This is a genomic window from Marinobacter sp. S6332 (assembly GCF_023016045.1).
Lineage (GTDB): Bacteria > Pseudomonadota > Gammaproteobacteria > Pseudomonadales > Oleiphilaceae > Marinobacter.
Genome location: NZ_JALKAP010000005.1, coordinates 66,742 through 81,723 on the forward strand (window position 1 = coordinate 66,742; position 14,982 = coordinate 81,723).

Sequence of the window (14,982 nt, forward strand, 5' to 3'; positions counted from 1 at the left end):
TTCCTTAAAAATATCCTTCGCGTTTTTTCTGTTCCATAGAGGCTGCGCCATCATGGTCGATCACCCGCCCTTGGCGCTCAGAGGTTTTGGTGAGCAGCATTTCCTGAATGATTTCTGGCAAGCTCGCCGCCTCGGATTCAACCGCGCCGGTGAGTGGGTAGCAGCCCAGAGTGCGGAACCTCACCATCCTCATATCCGGGGTCTCACCGGGCTCGAGGGGCATTCTCTCATCATCGACCATGATCAGCGTGCCATCCCGCTCCACCACAGGGCGTTCTGCTGCCAGATACAAGGGCACAATATCGATATTTTCGAGATAGATGTATTGCCAGATGTCCAGCTCTGTCCAGTTGGACAGGGGGAACACGCGAATGCTCTCGCCCTTGTTTACCTTGCCGTTATAGAGGTTCCACAGCTCAGGGCGTTGGCTTTTTGGGTCCCAGCGATGGAACTTGTCGCGGAATGAGTACACCCGCTCTTTGGCCCGGCTTTTTTCTTCATCGCGGCGGGCACCGCCAAAAGCAGCGTCAAAACCGTGTTTGTCCAACGCCTGCTTAAGCGCCTGTGTCTTCATTACATCCGTATGTTTGGCGCTGCCATGGGTAAAGGGGCCGATACCTTGCTCTACGCCCTCTTGATTGGTGTGCACAATCAGCTTCATGCCCACCTTTTCGGCCATTTTATCTCGAAAAGTGATCATCTCCCGGAATTTCCAGGTGGTATCCACATGCATCAACGGGAACGGGGGTTTACCAGGGGCGAAGGCCTTCATGGCCAGATGCAGCATCACGGCAGAGTCTTTACCGACTGAGTACAGCATTACCGGGTTATCAAACTCGGCGGCCACTTCACGGATGATGTGGATGGATTCCGCCTCAAGTTGTTTGAGGTGGGTTTTCTTGGGAGGGGTTAGTGTCATGCTGATTGCCCATGAATCAAAAGTTTAAATCCAGATACTCCCTTTTGCATTTCCCCCTCTCCCGCGGAGGGGGCTAGCAGGGGAAGGCCAATACAGGGGAGTTAATGCCAAAAATTTTGCATTATGCTGATGAAATCGTTCAGATGCTCCGCCGGTAGTTCGTTTATTCCGGCTGCTGCTTTTCGCCCGCCACCGGTGGGGAATTTGCGTGCTACCTCATCGGCACCGGTGCGGTTGTTAAGAGGCGCACGAATACTCACCAGATAACCACCATCTGCTTTTTCGGTAACAATAGCGCAGGCTTTCTCCGGGTTTCGGTTGGTAAGTTCGTTACCCAATACGCCGCTCACCCTGCGAGCCCAAGGTTCGTCTGGTAGTTTAACAATAATGGAGGATGAGTTCTCAGCCATTACAGGGGCGGCCAGGCCGCTTGTCATGTCTGCCTCAAAGCCACTCCGCAGTTTGCTCCATGCTGGCGGTGCCGAGGCAATTAGTTCAAGCGGGTTTTCAAATTTCACAAACTCGCGGTAGAGATCGGCTGGATGAAAATGTAGATCATCCAGTGTTGAACCATAGCCGTTGTAGTTAATGCATACGCCAAGGGTTTTCAGAGCTTCTGTTTGTGCAGAAGTTAGCCCGGCTTCGCGCGCGAGCTCTTCAGCAACAGCGTTCAGGTTGTCGCCAAATGCAGCAGTAATTGCCCAGTTATGGAAGCGGCCGTTCAGGTGTTGGTCAACAAGCAGGCTGGTACAAGTAGTTGGTTGGGTATCAATCAGCGCTTGAAAACCAGAAGCTTCTGGCAGGGATTCGCCCGGGAAATGGTGATCTACATAGAATACCTTACTGCCAGCGTTTAAAAGCGCGTTGACAGCTTGTCGGTTTTTATCAAGGCTGATATCCAGAATGGTTGCCTTGACTGGCTGGTCTGTTGGTATTTGTTGAGCAAGTGCTATGTCTCGCTTTACGCCGGTGATTAAGGTTGTCTCAGCAGGTTCTTCTAATCGAAGCTGTATTAGGGCGCAAATGCCATCGGCATCACCATTAAAAACATCGTACAAATTCATATTTAGTTGCGATCCTGTAAGCAAATGGGCATAAGAGACTTTTTTAAAACCATGGAATGGACGTTAAGGGGTGAGGCCTCATCGAAGGTTTCAGCTCAGTAAATTTTTAATTGCTTGATTTTCTGCTCCAACTGCCGAAGCGCTTGGTTGCAAGTAGATTGATGGCACGCTGCTTGGAGTGTTGTGAGGGCAAATCTCTGTTGCCCTTTCAGCATCGCTGGCACCTGCAGTAGCTTGGCTTCTCTGTAGCTCTGTGCTTGAAAGGCTCCAACCTGAAACCATTGATCAACGATAACCTGTCTTCGGCTTAGTATATTTCGCACTCGCACCAAGCCGGGGCGGTAAGTTTCTTGCAATTGCCAGATTGATTGGTCGAATGGCGGGCGGAGATACGGCACAAGCTTTTGGTCGGCTGAGAGTTTTTGGCTTTGTGCAAGGGAAACCCACAGCCCTTCAGAATGCCATACTTGCTGTGTGAGTGTATTTGGCAGGGTAAGTGGTATCGGCATATCGCTGGGATTTGCCGGTTTAGCTTCGGGTAATTTGACTGCCCAAGAAGGAGCGGGAGTGCTTGGAGAGTGCGCGATGGTTAGCGCAATGGGGCCTAATACGATGGAGATAATAACTGCTGCGATGCCTGTTTTACTGCAACTGGAGCTTGGCTTACGACCATTTTGGCTTGGCTTTCTCTGCCGCACTGGCGAAAAGTACAACGCTGGCAAAACGAATACTGCATATACAATCCAACCCATCGTTTCATGATCGGTAAGTAAGTCGCTTTGCATATTAGTTTCGTAGGCAACTACAACGAGAATGCTTATTCGTACCCAGTTGGCGACGAGCCCGAGTGTCATGGCTGCCAGCAAGGTGGTGAGCCAACCGCGCCAGCGATAGTCATTCAGAATAGATGTCAACATCGCCAATAAAATCGAAATGGCAAAATAACGAATGCCGGAGCAGCCATCAGCAATTAGAAGGCGCCCGTAGGGCAGGGTGATGCTATTGCCTTCTATGAGCGCCGTCATCCCGAACCAGCCTACCCAGTTGCCGACGACTATGCTGGCGAGCTCCACCAGTGCGGGGACCATATCGGCCCATATCGGCAATGAAAGAGATAAAAGCAAAATATAAGGAATAAAACTCAAGCTTTGTGCAAGCCCTAGCATCGCCCAGCCTGCAGCGAATACGCCTATGGGTAGCATTAGGTAGGCAAGGGTGTCGATGCGCACCAATTCAAGCAATGCCCATGCGAGTGTTGTAGCAATAAGTAAAGTGGCGCCCATAAGGCGGTGGGGCTTGAGCGTTTTTGAAGTGGCAGAGACTTTAGGAGGGTGTATTAATAACAATCCCAAAAAGATAAAAGCTGTTGCGAGCCCATGAGCGAGTACTTGCTCGAACTCCAGCCACGCTTGCGCAAGTCGAATCCAAGTAGGGTAAAAGATACCCAGAGCAATGGCAGTAACGACCAGATAGGGCTTTGAGAGGGGTAAGTTATTTAATGTCTTCCTTAACATTGCTTGTCCGCCGCGCTACTGACCAATCGACAGGATACTGTGTATAACCATTACATAAAACTCAAACTCGAAACAAAAAAGCCAGCCGAAACCGGCTGGCTTTCTGTAACTCAACCGAAATCAGGCTTTCTGACGACGGCGAGCTGCACCGAGGCCTGCAAGGCCGAGGCCTAGGAGGGCTAGAGTGCCGGGTTCTGGTACCGTTACTGATTCGACAGATTCGACCATCACCACAAAATCTGAATAATCATAGTCAGAATTGGGGAATGCTAAATCTTCCCAAGCTAGAATGTATTCGTTAGATCCGAACGTAGAGTAGCTCGGAGCATAGTTTGGATCGTAATTTGCATGATTTGGGTCGAGCTTGTCTGCACGGTAATTACTATCAATTTTTAGTTGTCCGTCCCCAAAAAAGGCAACCATGTGATCTGTGGTGTTGTTGTGGGCGCTATCTCCTACACCGGCATTCCGGTGAGCCTCTGAATAGAAGGTTCCATCGCCGGATGTAAGATAATATCCAAAGTCTGCAGACGAGAACGTTGCAGATGAAATACCCCCTCCGAACAATGCGGTTTCGAAATAATTCCCATTACTCTCGAAGGTTGTGGCTCTGTTATCTTGTGGAGTACATGTCGTGTCAGCTCCACCGCATGATGTACCGTCATATATCTGCAAAGTCTTTGAGATGTCGTTAACATCATAGATTCCAAAGCTCGCGTTATTTTCAAAGCCTGCAAATTCAAAAATAAGCTTGCTGACAGAACCACCCGTAGCGGTAATGTTCCAGACTTCGTCTGGATTATGCTGTGACGTATTTACGTCATAGAAGCTTCCATCGGTAATCGAATCTAAGCCATTTTGGAGGCTGTTGGTCGAAATTATAGTATTTGCCGTTGCAGATACTGCAAATGCGCTTATGCCTAATGCAAGAAGTGACTGTCTGAATTTCATTTTGCTCTCCGGTTGTCCAGCTCTAATTCCTTGTAGCTTGCTCCGCAACCAGGCTGTCTCTTATTATTTTCGAGATCCTTGGCTTTCCGTCCCACCCTCACAGATGGTTTGGCATACGACCGGTCGTAACCGATCCTATGTTTATAATAAAGCGATTACTATGCCAAGTTTTCAATCTATTGATTTTATAGTATTTATCAAGTTGAATTTGATGTGGATGTAAAGAATTTCGACGGTGGGCATAAAAAAGGCCTGACTTGCGGTTGTGTCAGGCCTTTTGAATATTCGAGTAATGCAGAGATGTCGAGCTTTTTTACATGGCTTTTTTAACAGCCTCTAGATGTTCTTCAATTTCGGCGCTTTCCGGCGCAAGGCTCAGAGCCTTTTCTATCACCGCTTTGGCTTCTGCATGATTGCCTGCCAAATGCAGTACCCAGCCATAGGTATCCAATACGGCGGGGCTGTTAGGTGCCAGCTCGCTAGCGTGTTTGGCTAGTTCCAGTGCGCGCTCTGAGTTGTCTTTGCGAAGCGTCCAGGCCAGATTGTTGAGGGCCGTTACATTATCTGGTTGTTTGGCGAGTACTTGCTCGTAATGTGTTGCCGCCGTTAGCTCTTGGCCGTTGGTTAAGAGCCAATCCGCCCGCGCCATGTGTGCGGCAAGGTTTCGGGGTGCTTCTTGAATCCAACTGCGGGTTAGGTCGTCAAGTGATTCCGGCGCAGTTTCTTTCGCTAGTAAGATGAGCGATGGCATCAGTTGTATGTCTTTAGTGGTTTGCCATTTTTCTGAAAGGTAGTTGTGAGCTTTTTCCGAACCTTCTTTTCGTTGAAGCAGCAGGGTGCGTGGCAAAATTGTAGCAGGTAGTTCCCCGTGTATTTTCTCAACTCCATCTAACGCATCTAAAGCATCATCGAACTTGCCTTCCATCTGTGCGATACCAACTGGCAGCAGTGCAAAGCCTATGTTTTTCGGTTCAAGAGCTATGGCTTCAGCAGCTTTAGCACGGGCTGTGGACCACTCTTTGTTATCTGCGGCAGCTTTTGCTTCAGCCAGTAGCAGCTGGCCTTGGGCGCGTTTTACTGTGGTGGAATCGCTGTCTTTCAATTGGTCGAGGATTGCTCTGGCGGATGCCAATTCGCCTTGGGTTATTTCAAGTAACGCGGTGAGCGTGTCTGTGTTCTGCTTCAGCTCCGGGTTGGCTTTGGCTATGTCGGCTAGCCAGTTCTTCGCCTCTGATACTGTATGGTCCTGCATATAAACCTGGCCAGCTTGCTGCAGTGGGCGTATGGCCTCGGGCGTTATGGTGGCAGCTTTTATTAGCAGAGTAACGGCATCACCGCGCCTGTCGGTTTGCGCATAGATGCTGGCTAGCGCAATCTTTGGGGCTTGCAGATCTGGATTTTCTTTTATTAGTTTTTCAAGCCGTGCTTGTGCCGTGTCGAGGTTCCCCAGTTGGGCATCTGTGAGGCTTGCAAGCAAAATTGCTCGTGGTTGGTCGGCATACCCATTGATTAGTGAGTCACGGATTTCTGCCGCTTCCTGTTTTTCATTCTGTTGGATAAGTATGTTTAGGTAGGTGCTGGTGGTAGCCCAATCTGAAGGGTTGGAAGTGAAGGCCATACGCAGTTGGCCCAACGCCTGCTCGGGCTGGTCTTGTTGAAGGTAATGGCGAGCCAAAGCAAGCCGTAGCCTTACGCGTTGGGGTTCATTGCTTATGGCTCTGCTGAGGCTGGCAATGCCGGCTTGTTCCTGACCGGGCAGGCTGAGGGCTAGAATGCCGTGCATGGCCAAAAGCTCATTATCATTGGGCCGAGCTTCTATGGCTCTGGTTAGGGTTTTAAGTGCATCTTCCCGGTCGCCAGTATCAATCTGGGCCATGGTGGCGGCCCGTATGAATTGTACGGGGGTCGTTTCGGGGTCTAGGTTTTCTTTAAGTAGTTGAGCGCCTTCGTCCAGATCGCCAGTGCCTGCTGAAATTGCGCCCAACATCAGGGCGACTTGCTCGTTTTCTGGGTCGAGTTTCAGTGTGTCACGCAGGATCGTTTTGGCATCCTCAAAATTGCCTTCTTTTAATGCTGCGACAGCCGCTTCGGCTTGTTCCCGAGCCGCCGAGTTCATGTTTTCCGCAAGTATCTGGTTATAAATCTGGGCTTCGGTTATTTTGCCTTGTTCGGTAAGCACCCGGGAGAGGGTGGTGAGCAAGTTGCGTCGGATGGGCAGAAATATATCAGACGTAGGCAGTTCACCAACCGCATCAGTGAGTGTTGCAGATGCTTGCTCAAGCTGATTTAGTCGATACTGGGCTTGGCCTTTCCAGAACAGGACTTCCGGGGCAGCTTGATTTTTGGCGAGCCAATCGTCGGCAGCTTCTATGGCTTGTTGGTCTTTACCCAGATTAATCTGGGCTTGAAGAACCCCGGCTATTGCTGGGATGTTGGAGGTGTTGCTTGTGGAGAGGTTGTTATATAGCGCAAGGGCTTCCGCCACTTCACCAGATCTGCGCAAGGCCTCAGCGCGGATAAGCGATGCTTCGAGCTGGTCTTCCGGTGTTTCAGGAGTCTGCAGAGCGAGGGTTTCAGTTGCCGAGAGGTGCTTGCCCTGTTCCACATAAGCGCGGGCTAAAGTAAGAGCTACTGCTTCAGGCTTTTCTTGCGTCCAAGGTTCGAGTAGCTCTGAGGCAGCTTTCACTGCTCCTACCTGAAGGTACAGGTCTGCCAAGCGCACAATGTGTTCAACATTGTTCGGGTCTTTTTGGATGGCGTTTTTCACTTCAAGTAGGGCAGATCGAAACTGACCTTGTTCGGAGTAGGTTTCTGCCCGGCTAATGTGCGAGAGCGCTTCCGACGAATCCGGGCCGTTGCTGCAACCAGACAGCAGTGGAAACGCAAGTAGCATGCTGCTTGCCAATATCAGTCCGGGAAGTGTCTTCATTTTTGTTTGAATTCTGATCATGTAAGCCTGCTCCTTGAGCTGTTCGCGGCCATCGTGTGCTGAGAAGTTAACTTAAACTTCCGGAGCTTCTGCCGATGTGTCGATGTTGTACTTGTCGGTTAGGTTGTAGAGTGTCGGGCGAGTAACGCCCAGAAGCCGGGAGGCCTGTGTCATGTTGAAGCCACTGGTTTGAAGCGCTTGAATAATGGCTCTACTTTCGGCTTGCTCTCGAACCTGACGGAGGTTGAGATGGCTTGCTGCGGGTTGGTCGCACTCGGGCAGCTCTAAGTCCTCACTGGTTATCCGTTTGCCATCCGCCATAATGGTGGCGCGTTTTACTTTGTTGATCATTTCGCGCACGTTGCCGGGCCAGGAATAGCTACTGATGGCGTTTATGGCATCTTCCGAGAACGTGAGGTTTTGCCGGTCCATCTGTTTCCCAAGTGATTTTAGTAGCGATTGGGCAATAACCAGCGCATCGCCGTCGCGCTCTCTTAAGGCGGGAACGTCGAGCGTAATTTCGCTGATTCGGTAGTACAGGTCCTCTCGGAAGTCGCCGTTCTCGATCAGTTGTGCAAGTTTTTGGTGTGTTGCACACACTACCCGCACATCCACGGGGATGGGTTTTACTGACCCAACTCTGTCGACAACCCGCTCTTGCAGAAAACGCAGCAGTTTGGATTGCAACGCCATTGGCATGTCGCCAATTTCATCAAGGAACAGAGTGCCGCCGTTGGCGCTTTCAATTTTGCCCTTTTTGGCTTGTGTGGCGCCGGTGAATGCCCCTTTCTCGAACCCGAAAAGCTCGCTTTCAAGCAGGTTTTCGGGGATAGCAGCGCAGTTTATGGCTGCGAAAGCATTGCCGGCTCTGGGGCTAAGATCGTGCAAGGCGCGGGCGAGAAGTTCTTTTCCTGTGCCGGTTTCGCCAATGATCAGTGTGGTTACATCAGTAGGTGCAACTTTCTCCAGCGTGCGACAAACACCCATCATTTGTGGGCTGGCAGCGATTATGCCTTTGATGTTGGTGCCGTTGCTTTGTTGAGAAAGTTTTTGATTTTCCTGTTCAAGCTCAGCCAAACGAAAGGCTCTGTTGACCACAAACTTGAGAATGTCTGCGTCCAGAGGCTTTTGATAAAAGTCGGAAGCGCCCATGCCTACCGCTATCACGGCGTTTTCTTTATCTTCTCGGCCGGTTACAACAATCACCTTGGTTGACGGTGCAAGCCGAAGAATTTCTTCTAATAGCGCAAAACCTTCAGTTGCACCGCCGGGGTCGGGGGGTAGGCCAAGATCCAGCGTTACTACATGGGGTTCTTCCCGCCGCAGCGCAGTAAGGGCGGCTTCTCTGTCTGACGCAACCGTAACGTCCAGATCGTCGCTGAAACACCAGCGCATCTGGCTTTGCAGGCCGGGATCGTCTTCTACTATTAAGAGTCGTCTAGTCACAGCAGCAACAAGTCCTTTGTTTCGGTGTTCCAAGTATATTCAATTCTTAACTGAACATTGACACTTTGCAATGATCGATTTGTTCAGAGGTTTGAAATGTCGGTTAATTGACGGGTTCCGGCGGGTTTGGCAAGTCGACAATTAAGTGTTTATTGGTCTGGTTACCGTGAGCCGATGTTTCCGCTAGCGGTATCCTTACAGAAAAACAGGAGCCCACGTTAAGTTCGCTCGTGGCATCTATGGCTCCACCGAGTTTCTGTAAATACTCACGGGCCTGATATGCGCCGATCCCCATGCCAGTAAGCCCTTTGGTGCTTTCGAAGGGCTTGAACAGTCGGTTACTAATAAAATCTTCACTCATCCCACAACCGGTGTCTTGAATAAACAGTACAACATTGCCTGTGGCAATCTTTAGAGAAAGGCTGACTTCGCCATCGGGTGGTGTGGCGTCTTGGGCGTTTTGTATGAGGTGGCCCAAAACACTTTTTAGTTGCACTGGGTCGGCCTTTACTATTATTCGTGGCTGGGCGCCTTCGAGCTTCGGTGACGGGTTTCGTTTGCTGTAATGCTCAATAAGCCCGCTTACAAGATTGGTTAGGTCCAGCTTCTGGGTGTTATCCATGCTGTCTTGTGCTGGCTTGCGAATATGGTCTACAAGGTTGGTCATCTTGCGCACGGCGTGGTCTGTGGTGCTGATCATGTCATCAATAAAGGCCGGGTTGCTCTTGTGCTTTTCAGCGTTGTTCACCAGCAGCGACAATTGTGCGATCACCGTTTTGAGGTCATGTACCATAAATGCGGAGGCTTTGCTGACGGCTTCGAATTGCATGGCTCGAGATAGCCTATTCTGTGCATCAGCCTGTGCCAGCAGGTTGCATGTTTGTCGCGCCACGACTTTGATTAGGTCGAAGTTCTCCCAGTTTAGATCCACTCTTGCATAGGGGTGGCCGATAACCGCGATGCCATAGAGTTCGTTGCTTAGGTACAGCGGAATAATCAACCAGGCATCCGGTGCTTTGGCGATGGCGTCTGGTATTTCGAGTAGGTCGTAGCTTACCGGGTCTTCTTTGTAGTCATCGAGGTTTACAATCCATTCTTTCTCGGCAAAAAAGCGCACCAGCTCTGCGTCCTGGTCGATGCTGGTGTATCGCGGGGTGGCAAAATTAGTGGACTCTTTTAACGTGTAGGGCCCCAGCTCGCTTTTGAGAAAGATTGCGCCTGCATTGCTTTCGACCAAATCAGAAAGAATTCGGATTGCCCGCTTGGGGAGAGGGGGCTCGTCACTTAGGTCTGCCAGTTCTTTCGTTAGTTTTAGCCATTCTTCCCTGTAATCGTATTTATAGTCGAAGAAGTTCTGGCTGATTAGAACCATGAGTTTGGCGCGGATGCGCTGGGAGAAAATCAGTGTTGTGAGAAATACCAGCGCAACGGTCGATAGTAGTACTTGTAGGGCTTCACCCCAGCTGCCGCCGAGTATGCGAACGTAATAGCCACTTACAGAAAGCAGTAGCAGGTATGCGCCTGCCATTATCAGCGTACTGGCGTGGAACACCGCCGAGCGTGATAGCTGAAAATCGATGGGTTGTTTGCGGGTGTTAACAACATTTACTGCGAACAGTGGCATCAATGCCGCATTAACAAATCCCCGTGCGTTCCAGAACGAATCGGCGATTGAGCCGAACAGCAGTGCGTCGGCGTACATGAAAAAATCAAAAATAAAGATTGTAGCGGTGCCAATGCACAGGTATTTCATGCTGGAGCGGCCAAAGGTGGGCGCGTTCCGCCAAATCTGTTCTGCTAAAGAAATGCCGAGAAGTGAGAGGGCAACCTGACCTATGAGCTTGGTTTTTCCGTTTACCAATGCGAAGTCAAAAATAAACTCTAGGCTGCCAAGTGCAAGTAAGGTGACAACCAGTAAGGCTGTTGCAATTCCTAGGAGCGCTTTTATTTTGCCGTTCAGGAGCCCTTGCCGGAAGGTGTCCTGCAGCATAGCGAAAAGCAGTAGAATCCATGCCGTGTCGCGCAGAATCTCAAGCAAGTAGCGAATAAAAAAGCCGGGTTGCCCCCAAATGCTCTGGGTAACCAGAGTGGATGCCCACAGCATGCTCACTACGGACGCTATAAACAGGGCCCGGTCGATGTCACGCCTTAGGTAGCGAGTACCTACAAGCACTGCGAGTATTGCGAACACCACGGCCGCCGCGCCGTGGCTTATCACGCTCAGATCTGGAAGCATGCAACCTGCCTATTCCTTGGATAGGTATAGTTTGAGGTGGCTAGCGGTTCTGTGCAACTACCGGGCGCAGCTAAAGCTCTGTTACAGATCTTTTTTGTTATCCCGATAAAACCGGAAAATCTCCGTTAATGACCGCTCGGGTGTGAAGCCGAATTCTTTTTCAAAGGCTCTGCCATCAATCACCACGGGGTATTTGAAAAAGTCCATAAGGTAAGCGGGAAAGCGCTGCAGCCCCAATGCGCGCAGTATCACTCGCGGTAGAACGGGTGGAATAGATGGTATAGGGATTCGTGTGCAGCCGCAGAACTCCAGCGCCCGCTGATAGGCGACCCAATCATTGGGTGCCACGTTGAATATTCCCCGCGTTGGCTTTTTGCTTGCAAGCACTATGGCGTCTGCCATGTCGTCGATGTGAATGAACTGCATCATGGGCGAGAATCCAGCCATTACTGGCGCGAGAGGGCTGGAGAGTAACTTACCCATGGTGTTGCGAACGCTGGGGCCTACAATGTTGCAAGGGCGCAAAATGCTGATGTTCAGCTCTGGGTAGCGCCATAAATAGATACTTGCCAGATTTTCGAGTTCTACCGAATCAATCAAGTCTGCGCTCAGGCCTGCGCTTTTTAGCGGCGCAGACTCGGTGATTAGAGCGGGGTTGTAAGCCATGGCGCCGTATACGTGATAGGTCGAAAGCACGACAACTCGGCGCACTCCGTATTTTTGGCTAAGATCGAGTAGCTTTTGCGTACCCAGTACGTTGGCATTGTAGCGCCGCATGCGGGACATTTGGCTGGACCGGATTCGGCCCAGATGGATAACACTGTCGAACTTGTAGCGGCGAAAAAGGTCTTCGAGCGTGCGGTGGTTTAAATCGATGCAGTAACTGGGAATATCGTCGCCAAGGGGTACTTGTTCGCGGGCATCTACCGCGACCAAGCTGCAGGATTTACGTAGCCGTTCGATTACCCGCTGCGCTGTTGCACCTGCAGCACCGGTTATGAGAATTCGTGGTTTGCGCTGCTTGCTTTTGGAAGTGGTCATTAAAATAGCCTTTTTCGTTCTTTCAGGCCTTTGTCTATAAGGCGGCTGACTTCAGCTTTTACTTTTTCGACACGTTCGCCTATTTGCGCTTCTGTAAGATCCTTGTTATCGAAATACATCGGCGGGCCAAAGTTCAGGTGAACCTTGGCAGGGAACACAACCGGCAGTGCAAGCGGCACATAGGGTATGTTGAGTGCGTTAGCTAGTGGTTTGATGTTGGCTATAGCGGGTATGGTTTCTTCGCAGCCCACCACACCAACGGGCACAACGGCCGCGTTGTATTTCATGGCGAGATGCATAAACCCCGGGCCAAACCGCTGGAGCTTGTAGCGATCACGGTAAAGCTTGCCCGAGCCGCGCACTCCTTCGGGGAAAACAATGATAGCTTCATTGTTGGCGAGCATTCTGGCGCAGTTTACCGGGTCGCCCAACACGGCGCCCACTTCGTTCAATAGGTTTCCAAGCCAGGGTACTGTCGGGAAGAAGCGCTCAATCATGGCGCGTGGTATGCGCGGGCTTTTTTTGCGTGAGGCCAGCGCGTAGCCCACGAGCACTCCGTCAATCGGGAGTTGCCCACTGTGGTTGCCAACAATTAACACCGGCCCCTCTGCGGGCACATGATCAACGCCGTGAGCTTCTGTGCGGAAGTACTTTTCGTATATGGGCTTGGCTAGAGAGATGCCGTATTTGAAGGTCTCATTATTATAGCCCCAAGGGTCGTACCCCAGCGTGCCTATCGGCTTGCGAATTCGGTCGATGGCATTGTCCAGTTCATCCGGAATTAGCCGCGACTTCAGATACGATACCAGACTCATGGGTTCTCCCTTTTCTGGAATTATTATATAGCGAGGACATATCGCTTTTGTGTGTAGCCAGTCTCAGCCGCGCCCGATAAGTACTCCCAGTGTGTGGCTTTGTCCCTCATTAAGCACACGGTAATCGCTGGCAGCATTGGCAGTTTCGACGCACAGCATTGTCTGCCAGGCAGGGTCGGGGAAATCGCTCAAGGTTTTTGCTTTGTTGGGGCCGGGGTTCCACACGACTGTGGAGTCGCTCCCCACGGAGGTAAGTTTGCGGGAAGATCCGGGTGTTACGACAACCATGGGTTCGCCGCTTTCGTAGATTCGATCGGTTTCGCCATCAAAATACACCGGGCCGTCCTGAGCGCAATATTCCCAGTTTTCTAGGGTGTCTATGTAGTTGCTGTGGCCTAAACCTAAAACTCTTGAGCGGGTAATGTCAGTGGTAGGCAGGTAGGTGTGTAGCGCCTGACTAAAGGAGAGGGGGTCGCTACCGAGGTTTGTAGTGGTGAGGGCAAGCTGGAAGCCACGCACAGAAAAGCTGAATGTGAGTAGGGCCAGCGCGTGGCCATTCCAAACGTCCATAAAATCCCTGTTTGCTTCCAGAGACAGTGCTATTTCGACCTCATGGGCGCTTTCGTTCACATTCTCCAGTTTCCAAAGTGCTGTTCGCGCAAACCCATGGGCGCTTTTGGTCTTTACTCGTTTGCGAACCTCAGGCGCGTTGCGTGCAGGATCGCCGAACCAAGGCGAGCATATTGGAATGCCACCGCGTATGGCGCGGCCGGGTTCGAAGCGAGCGTTTGGGCTTAGCCATAGCCAGTTTGGCTCATTTTTGGGAGCAAAATGTGTGAGGTGTGCGCCTTGCAAAAACACAGTGGCCTCAAACAGTGGATGATGAACCTCCAGTGCTTCGAGCTGCCCGATGGTGTTCCAGCGAGTAAAAGACCATTGCCCCGGAGATAGGGGTGAGAGTGGCTTGTTGCTGCTTTCAGACATAGAGCGCGTTTCCAGGCTTAGGTGCATCTGCTTACTCAAAGAGTAAATCAAAACTGTGTTGTGGGCGACTGTCGAGATTTGCCGTTGTAGTCCGCAAACCCTTTTGTTAATATTCGCGCCGCTTTCAGGGAGTTTGTTCTGAAACGCCGTTATGGTGGCTCCATTGGTGCCTCCGCAACATGAAACCGTGAACCCGGTCAGGCCCGGAAGGGAGCAGCCGCAGCGGTGGAATTGTGTGCCGGAGTGTCGCTGGTGGGGCCACCCCCAGATATTAGCTCTAGTCCCTTCTTTTTTTAGTTTCCATCCTTTTTGTTTCAATCGCTAACCCCAGTGCTCGCTTATAATCTCGCTGTGTCGAAACGTCAGCTAGACATTCCTGCATGAAATAGTTTTATTCAAGGGATATCATCGATACTTGAAACTGTTACCTGTTATGGAGAGTTGCGATGCAACTAGCAAAGCAAGAGGCATTAGACACCATTGGCAAGCTGCCGGACGATGCAGACATGGATGAGATTATGTATCGGCTCTATGTGCTGGATAAGATCCGGAAGGGGCAAGAAGCTGTGCAGCAAGGCCAGACCGCCACCGGCGAGGAGCTGAAGAGGGAAATCGATTCATGGTGATCTGGTCACAACCGGCCATTGCAGATCTGCGCTCAATCCATGATTTTATCGCTCCCGACTCCCGCTTCTATGCTAAGAAGGTTGTACACGATATCCGTGAGAAGACCAGTGTTCTAGGTCAATTGCCCAAGACCGGTAAGAAAGTACCAGAACTCGATGATGACCACATCAGAGAGCTTTCCCTCTATTCTTACCGGATCATCTATGAAATTGCGGCTCGATCGGTTTTTGTACTTGCCGTTGTGCATAAGCGGCGGGATTTGAAGGCAGAGGATATCCGAAAAATATAATCAGTGCGGTTTTCCCGCTGGCTCTCCATGATCGAATATGTCGGTATTGCTTAGTTAAGGGGCCGCTGCGATCGAATTCCACTAAAACTCCCAGTATGATATTGGCTCCCTTTGGCATGGTGGTCTCCGCGCGACCCAAAATTCGATCGGGTAGCTGACCTGTGTTT

12 protein-coding genes, 1 other RNA gene and 1 riboswitch are annotated in these 14,982 nt (G+C 50.9%); of the genes, 3 read left to right on the forward strand and 10 right to left on the reverse strand.

The annotated features are described in order from the left end of the window. Positions 1-4: 4 nt before the first annotated feature. The 10 genes from cysD to MWU62_RS08910 form a co-directional block, all read right to left on the reverse strand. On the reverse strand, positions 5-919 hold the full coding sequence (cysD, locus tag MWU62_RS08865) for a sulfate adenylyltransferase subunit CysD (protein WP_247114519.1): 915 nt from the start codon (positions 917-919) through the stop codon (positions 5-7). A 101-nt stretch (positions 920-1,020) separates the two neighbouring features. Next, the gene (locus MWU62_RS08870) at positions 1,021-1,983 is read right to left on the reverse strand and encodes a DHH family phosphoesterase (RefSeq protein ID WP_247114520.1); all 963 of its coding nucleotides are present in this window, start codon (positions 1,981-1,983) and stop codon (positions 1,021-1,023) included. A 95-nt stretch (positions 1,984-2,078) separates the two neighbouring features. After that, positions 2,079-3,497, reverse strand: a complete 1,419-nt coding sequence (locus MWU62_RS08875; RefSeq protein ID WP_247114521.1) for an exosortase/archaeosortase family protein — start codon at positions 3,495-3,497, stop codon at positions 2,079-2,081. Positions 3,498-3,617: 120 nt separating this feature from the next. Next, entirely contained in the window at positions 3,618-4,448 is an 831-nt protein-coding gene (locus MWU62_RS08880) for a PEP-CTERM sorting domain-containing protein (RefSeq protein WP_247114522.1), read from the reverse strand. Between the two features lie 40 nt (positions 4,449-4,488). Beyond that, a riboswitch (cyclic di-GMP riboswitch) is annotated at positions 4,489-4,571 on the reverse strand. A gap of 190 nt (positions 4,572-4,761) precedes the next feature. Continuing rightward, positions 4,762-7,398: a tetratricopeptide repeat protein gene (locus MWU62_RS08885; protein WP_247114523.1), complete on the reverse strand. Its 2,637-nt coding sequence runs from the start codon at positions 7,396-7,398 to the stop codon at positions 4,762-4,764. Between the two features lie 51 nt (positions 7,399-7,449). Next, on the reverse strand, positions 7,450-8,823 hold the full coding sequence (gene prsR / locus MWU62_RS08890; RefSeq protein WP_348645637.1) for a PEP-CTERM-box response regulator transcription factor: 1,374 nt from the start codon (positions 8,821-8,823) through the stop codon (positions 7,450-7,452). A 103-nt stretch (positions 8,824-8,926) separates the two neighbouring features. Further along, positions 8,927-11,059 (reverse strand): XrtA/PEP-CTERM system histidine kinase PrsK, encoded by a 2,133-nt coding sequence (gene prsK, locus MWU62_RS08895; protein WP_247114524.1) that lies wholly within the window; start codon positions 11,057-11,059, stop codon positions 8,927-8,929. 81 nt (positions 11,060-11,140) lie between these two features. Further along, a complete protein-coding gene (locus MWU62_RS08900) occupies positions 11,141-12,100 on the reverse strand; it encodes an SDR family oxidoreductase (RefSeq protein WP_247114525.1) in 960 nt (319 codons plus the stop codon). Beyond that, positions 12,100-12,915 carry a 1-acyl-sn-glycerol-3-phosphate acyltransferase gene (locus tag MWU62_RS08905; protein ID WP_247114526.1) on the reverse strand — a complete coding sequence of 272 codons (816 nt, stop codon included), beginning with the start codon at positions 12,913-12,915 and terminating at the stop codon, positions 12,100-12,102. Before MWU62_RS08905 ends, MWU62_RS08900 begins: the two co-directional genes overlap by 1 nt. 63 nt (positions 12,916-12,978) lie before the next feature. Continuing rightward, positions 12,979-13,899, reverse strand: a complete 921-nt coding sequence (locus MWU62_RS08910; RefSeq protein ID WP_247114527.1) for a D-hexose-6-phosphate mutarotase — start codon at positions 13,897-13,899, stop codon at positions 12,979-12,981. Positions 13,900-14,060: 161 nt separating this feature from the next. On the opposite strand from MWU62_RS08910, the gene ffs reads away from it, so the two are divergent. From ffs to MWU62_RS08925, 3 genes are all read left to right on the forward strand, one after another. Further along, positions 14,061-14,157, forward strand: an RNA gene (gene ffs, locus MWU62_RS08915) — signal recognition particle sRNA small type. Between the two features lie 188 nt (positions 14,158-14,345). Further along, a complete protein-coding gene (locus MWU62_RS08920; protein ID WP_247114528.1) occupies positions 14,346-14,525 on the forward strand; it encodes a hypothetical protein in 180 nt (59 codons plus the stop codon). Next, on the forward strand, positions 14,519-14,815 hold the full coding sequence (locus MWU62_RS08925; RefSeq protein WP_247114529.1) for a type II toxin-antitoxin system RelE/ParE family toxin: 297 nt from the start codon (positions 14,519-14,521) through the stop codon (positions 14,813-14,815). Before MWU62_RS08920 ends, MWU62_RS08925 begins: the two co-directional genes overlap by 7 nt. Positions 14,816-14,982: the final 167 nt, after the last annotated feature.

Coding starts and splice junctions, on each gene's coding strand:
- cysD (WP_247114519.1), bottom strand. CDS start 919: ATGACACTAACCCCTCCCAAGAAAACCCACCTCAAACAACTTGAGGCG.
- MWU62_RS08920 (WP_247114528.1), top strand. CDS start 14,346: ATGCAACTAGCAAAGCAAGAGGCATTAGACACCATTGGCAAGCTGCCG.
- MWU62_RS08910 (WP_247114527.1), bottom strand. CDS start 13,899: ATGTCTGAAAGCAGCAACAAGCCACTCTCACCCCTATCTCCGGGGCAA.
- MWU62_RS08870 (WP_247114520.1), bottom strand. CDS start 1,983: ATGAATTTGTACGATGTTTTTAATGGTGATGCCGATGGCATTTGCGCC.
- MWU62_RS08875 (WP_247114521.1), bottom strand. CDS start 3,497: ATGTTAAGGAAGACATTAAATAACTTACCCCTCTCAAAGCCCTATCTG.
- MWU62_RS08880 (WP_247114522.1), bottom strand. CDS start 4,448: ATGAAATTCAGACAGTCACTTCTTGCATTAGGCATAAGCGCATTTGCA.
- MWU62_RS08885 (WP_247114523.1), bottom strand. CDS start 7,398: ATGATCAGAATTCAAACAAAAATGAAGACACTTCCCGGACTGATATTG.
- MWU62_RS08925 (WP_247114529.1), top strand. CDS start 14,519: ATGGTGATCTGGTCACAACCGGCCATTGCAGATCTGCGCTCAATCCAT.
- MWU62_RS08905 (WP_247114526.1), bottom strand. CDS start 12,915: ATGAGTCTGGTATCGTATCTGAAGTCGCGGCTAATTCCGGATGAACTG.
- MWU62_RS08900 (WP_247114525.1), bottom strand. CDS start 12,100: ATGACCACTTCCAAAAGCAAGCAGCGCAAACCACGAATTCTCATAACC.
- prsK (WP_247114524.1), bottom strand. CDS start 11,059: ATGCTTCCAGATCTGAGCGTGATAAGCCACGGCGCGGCGGCCGTGGTG.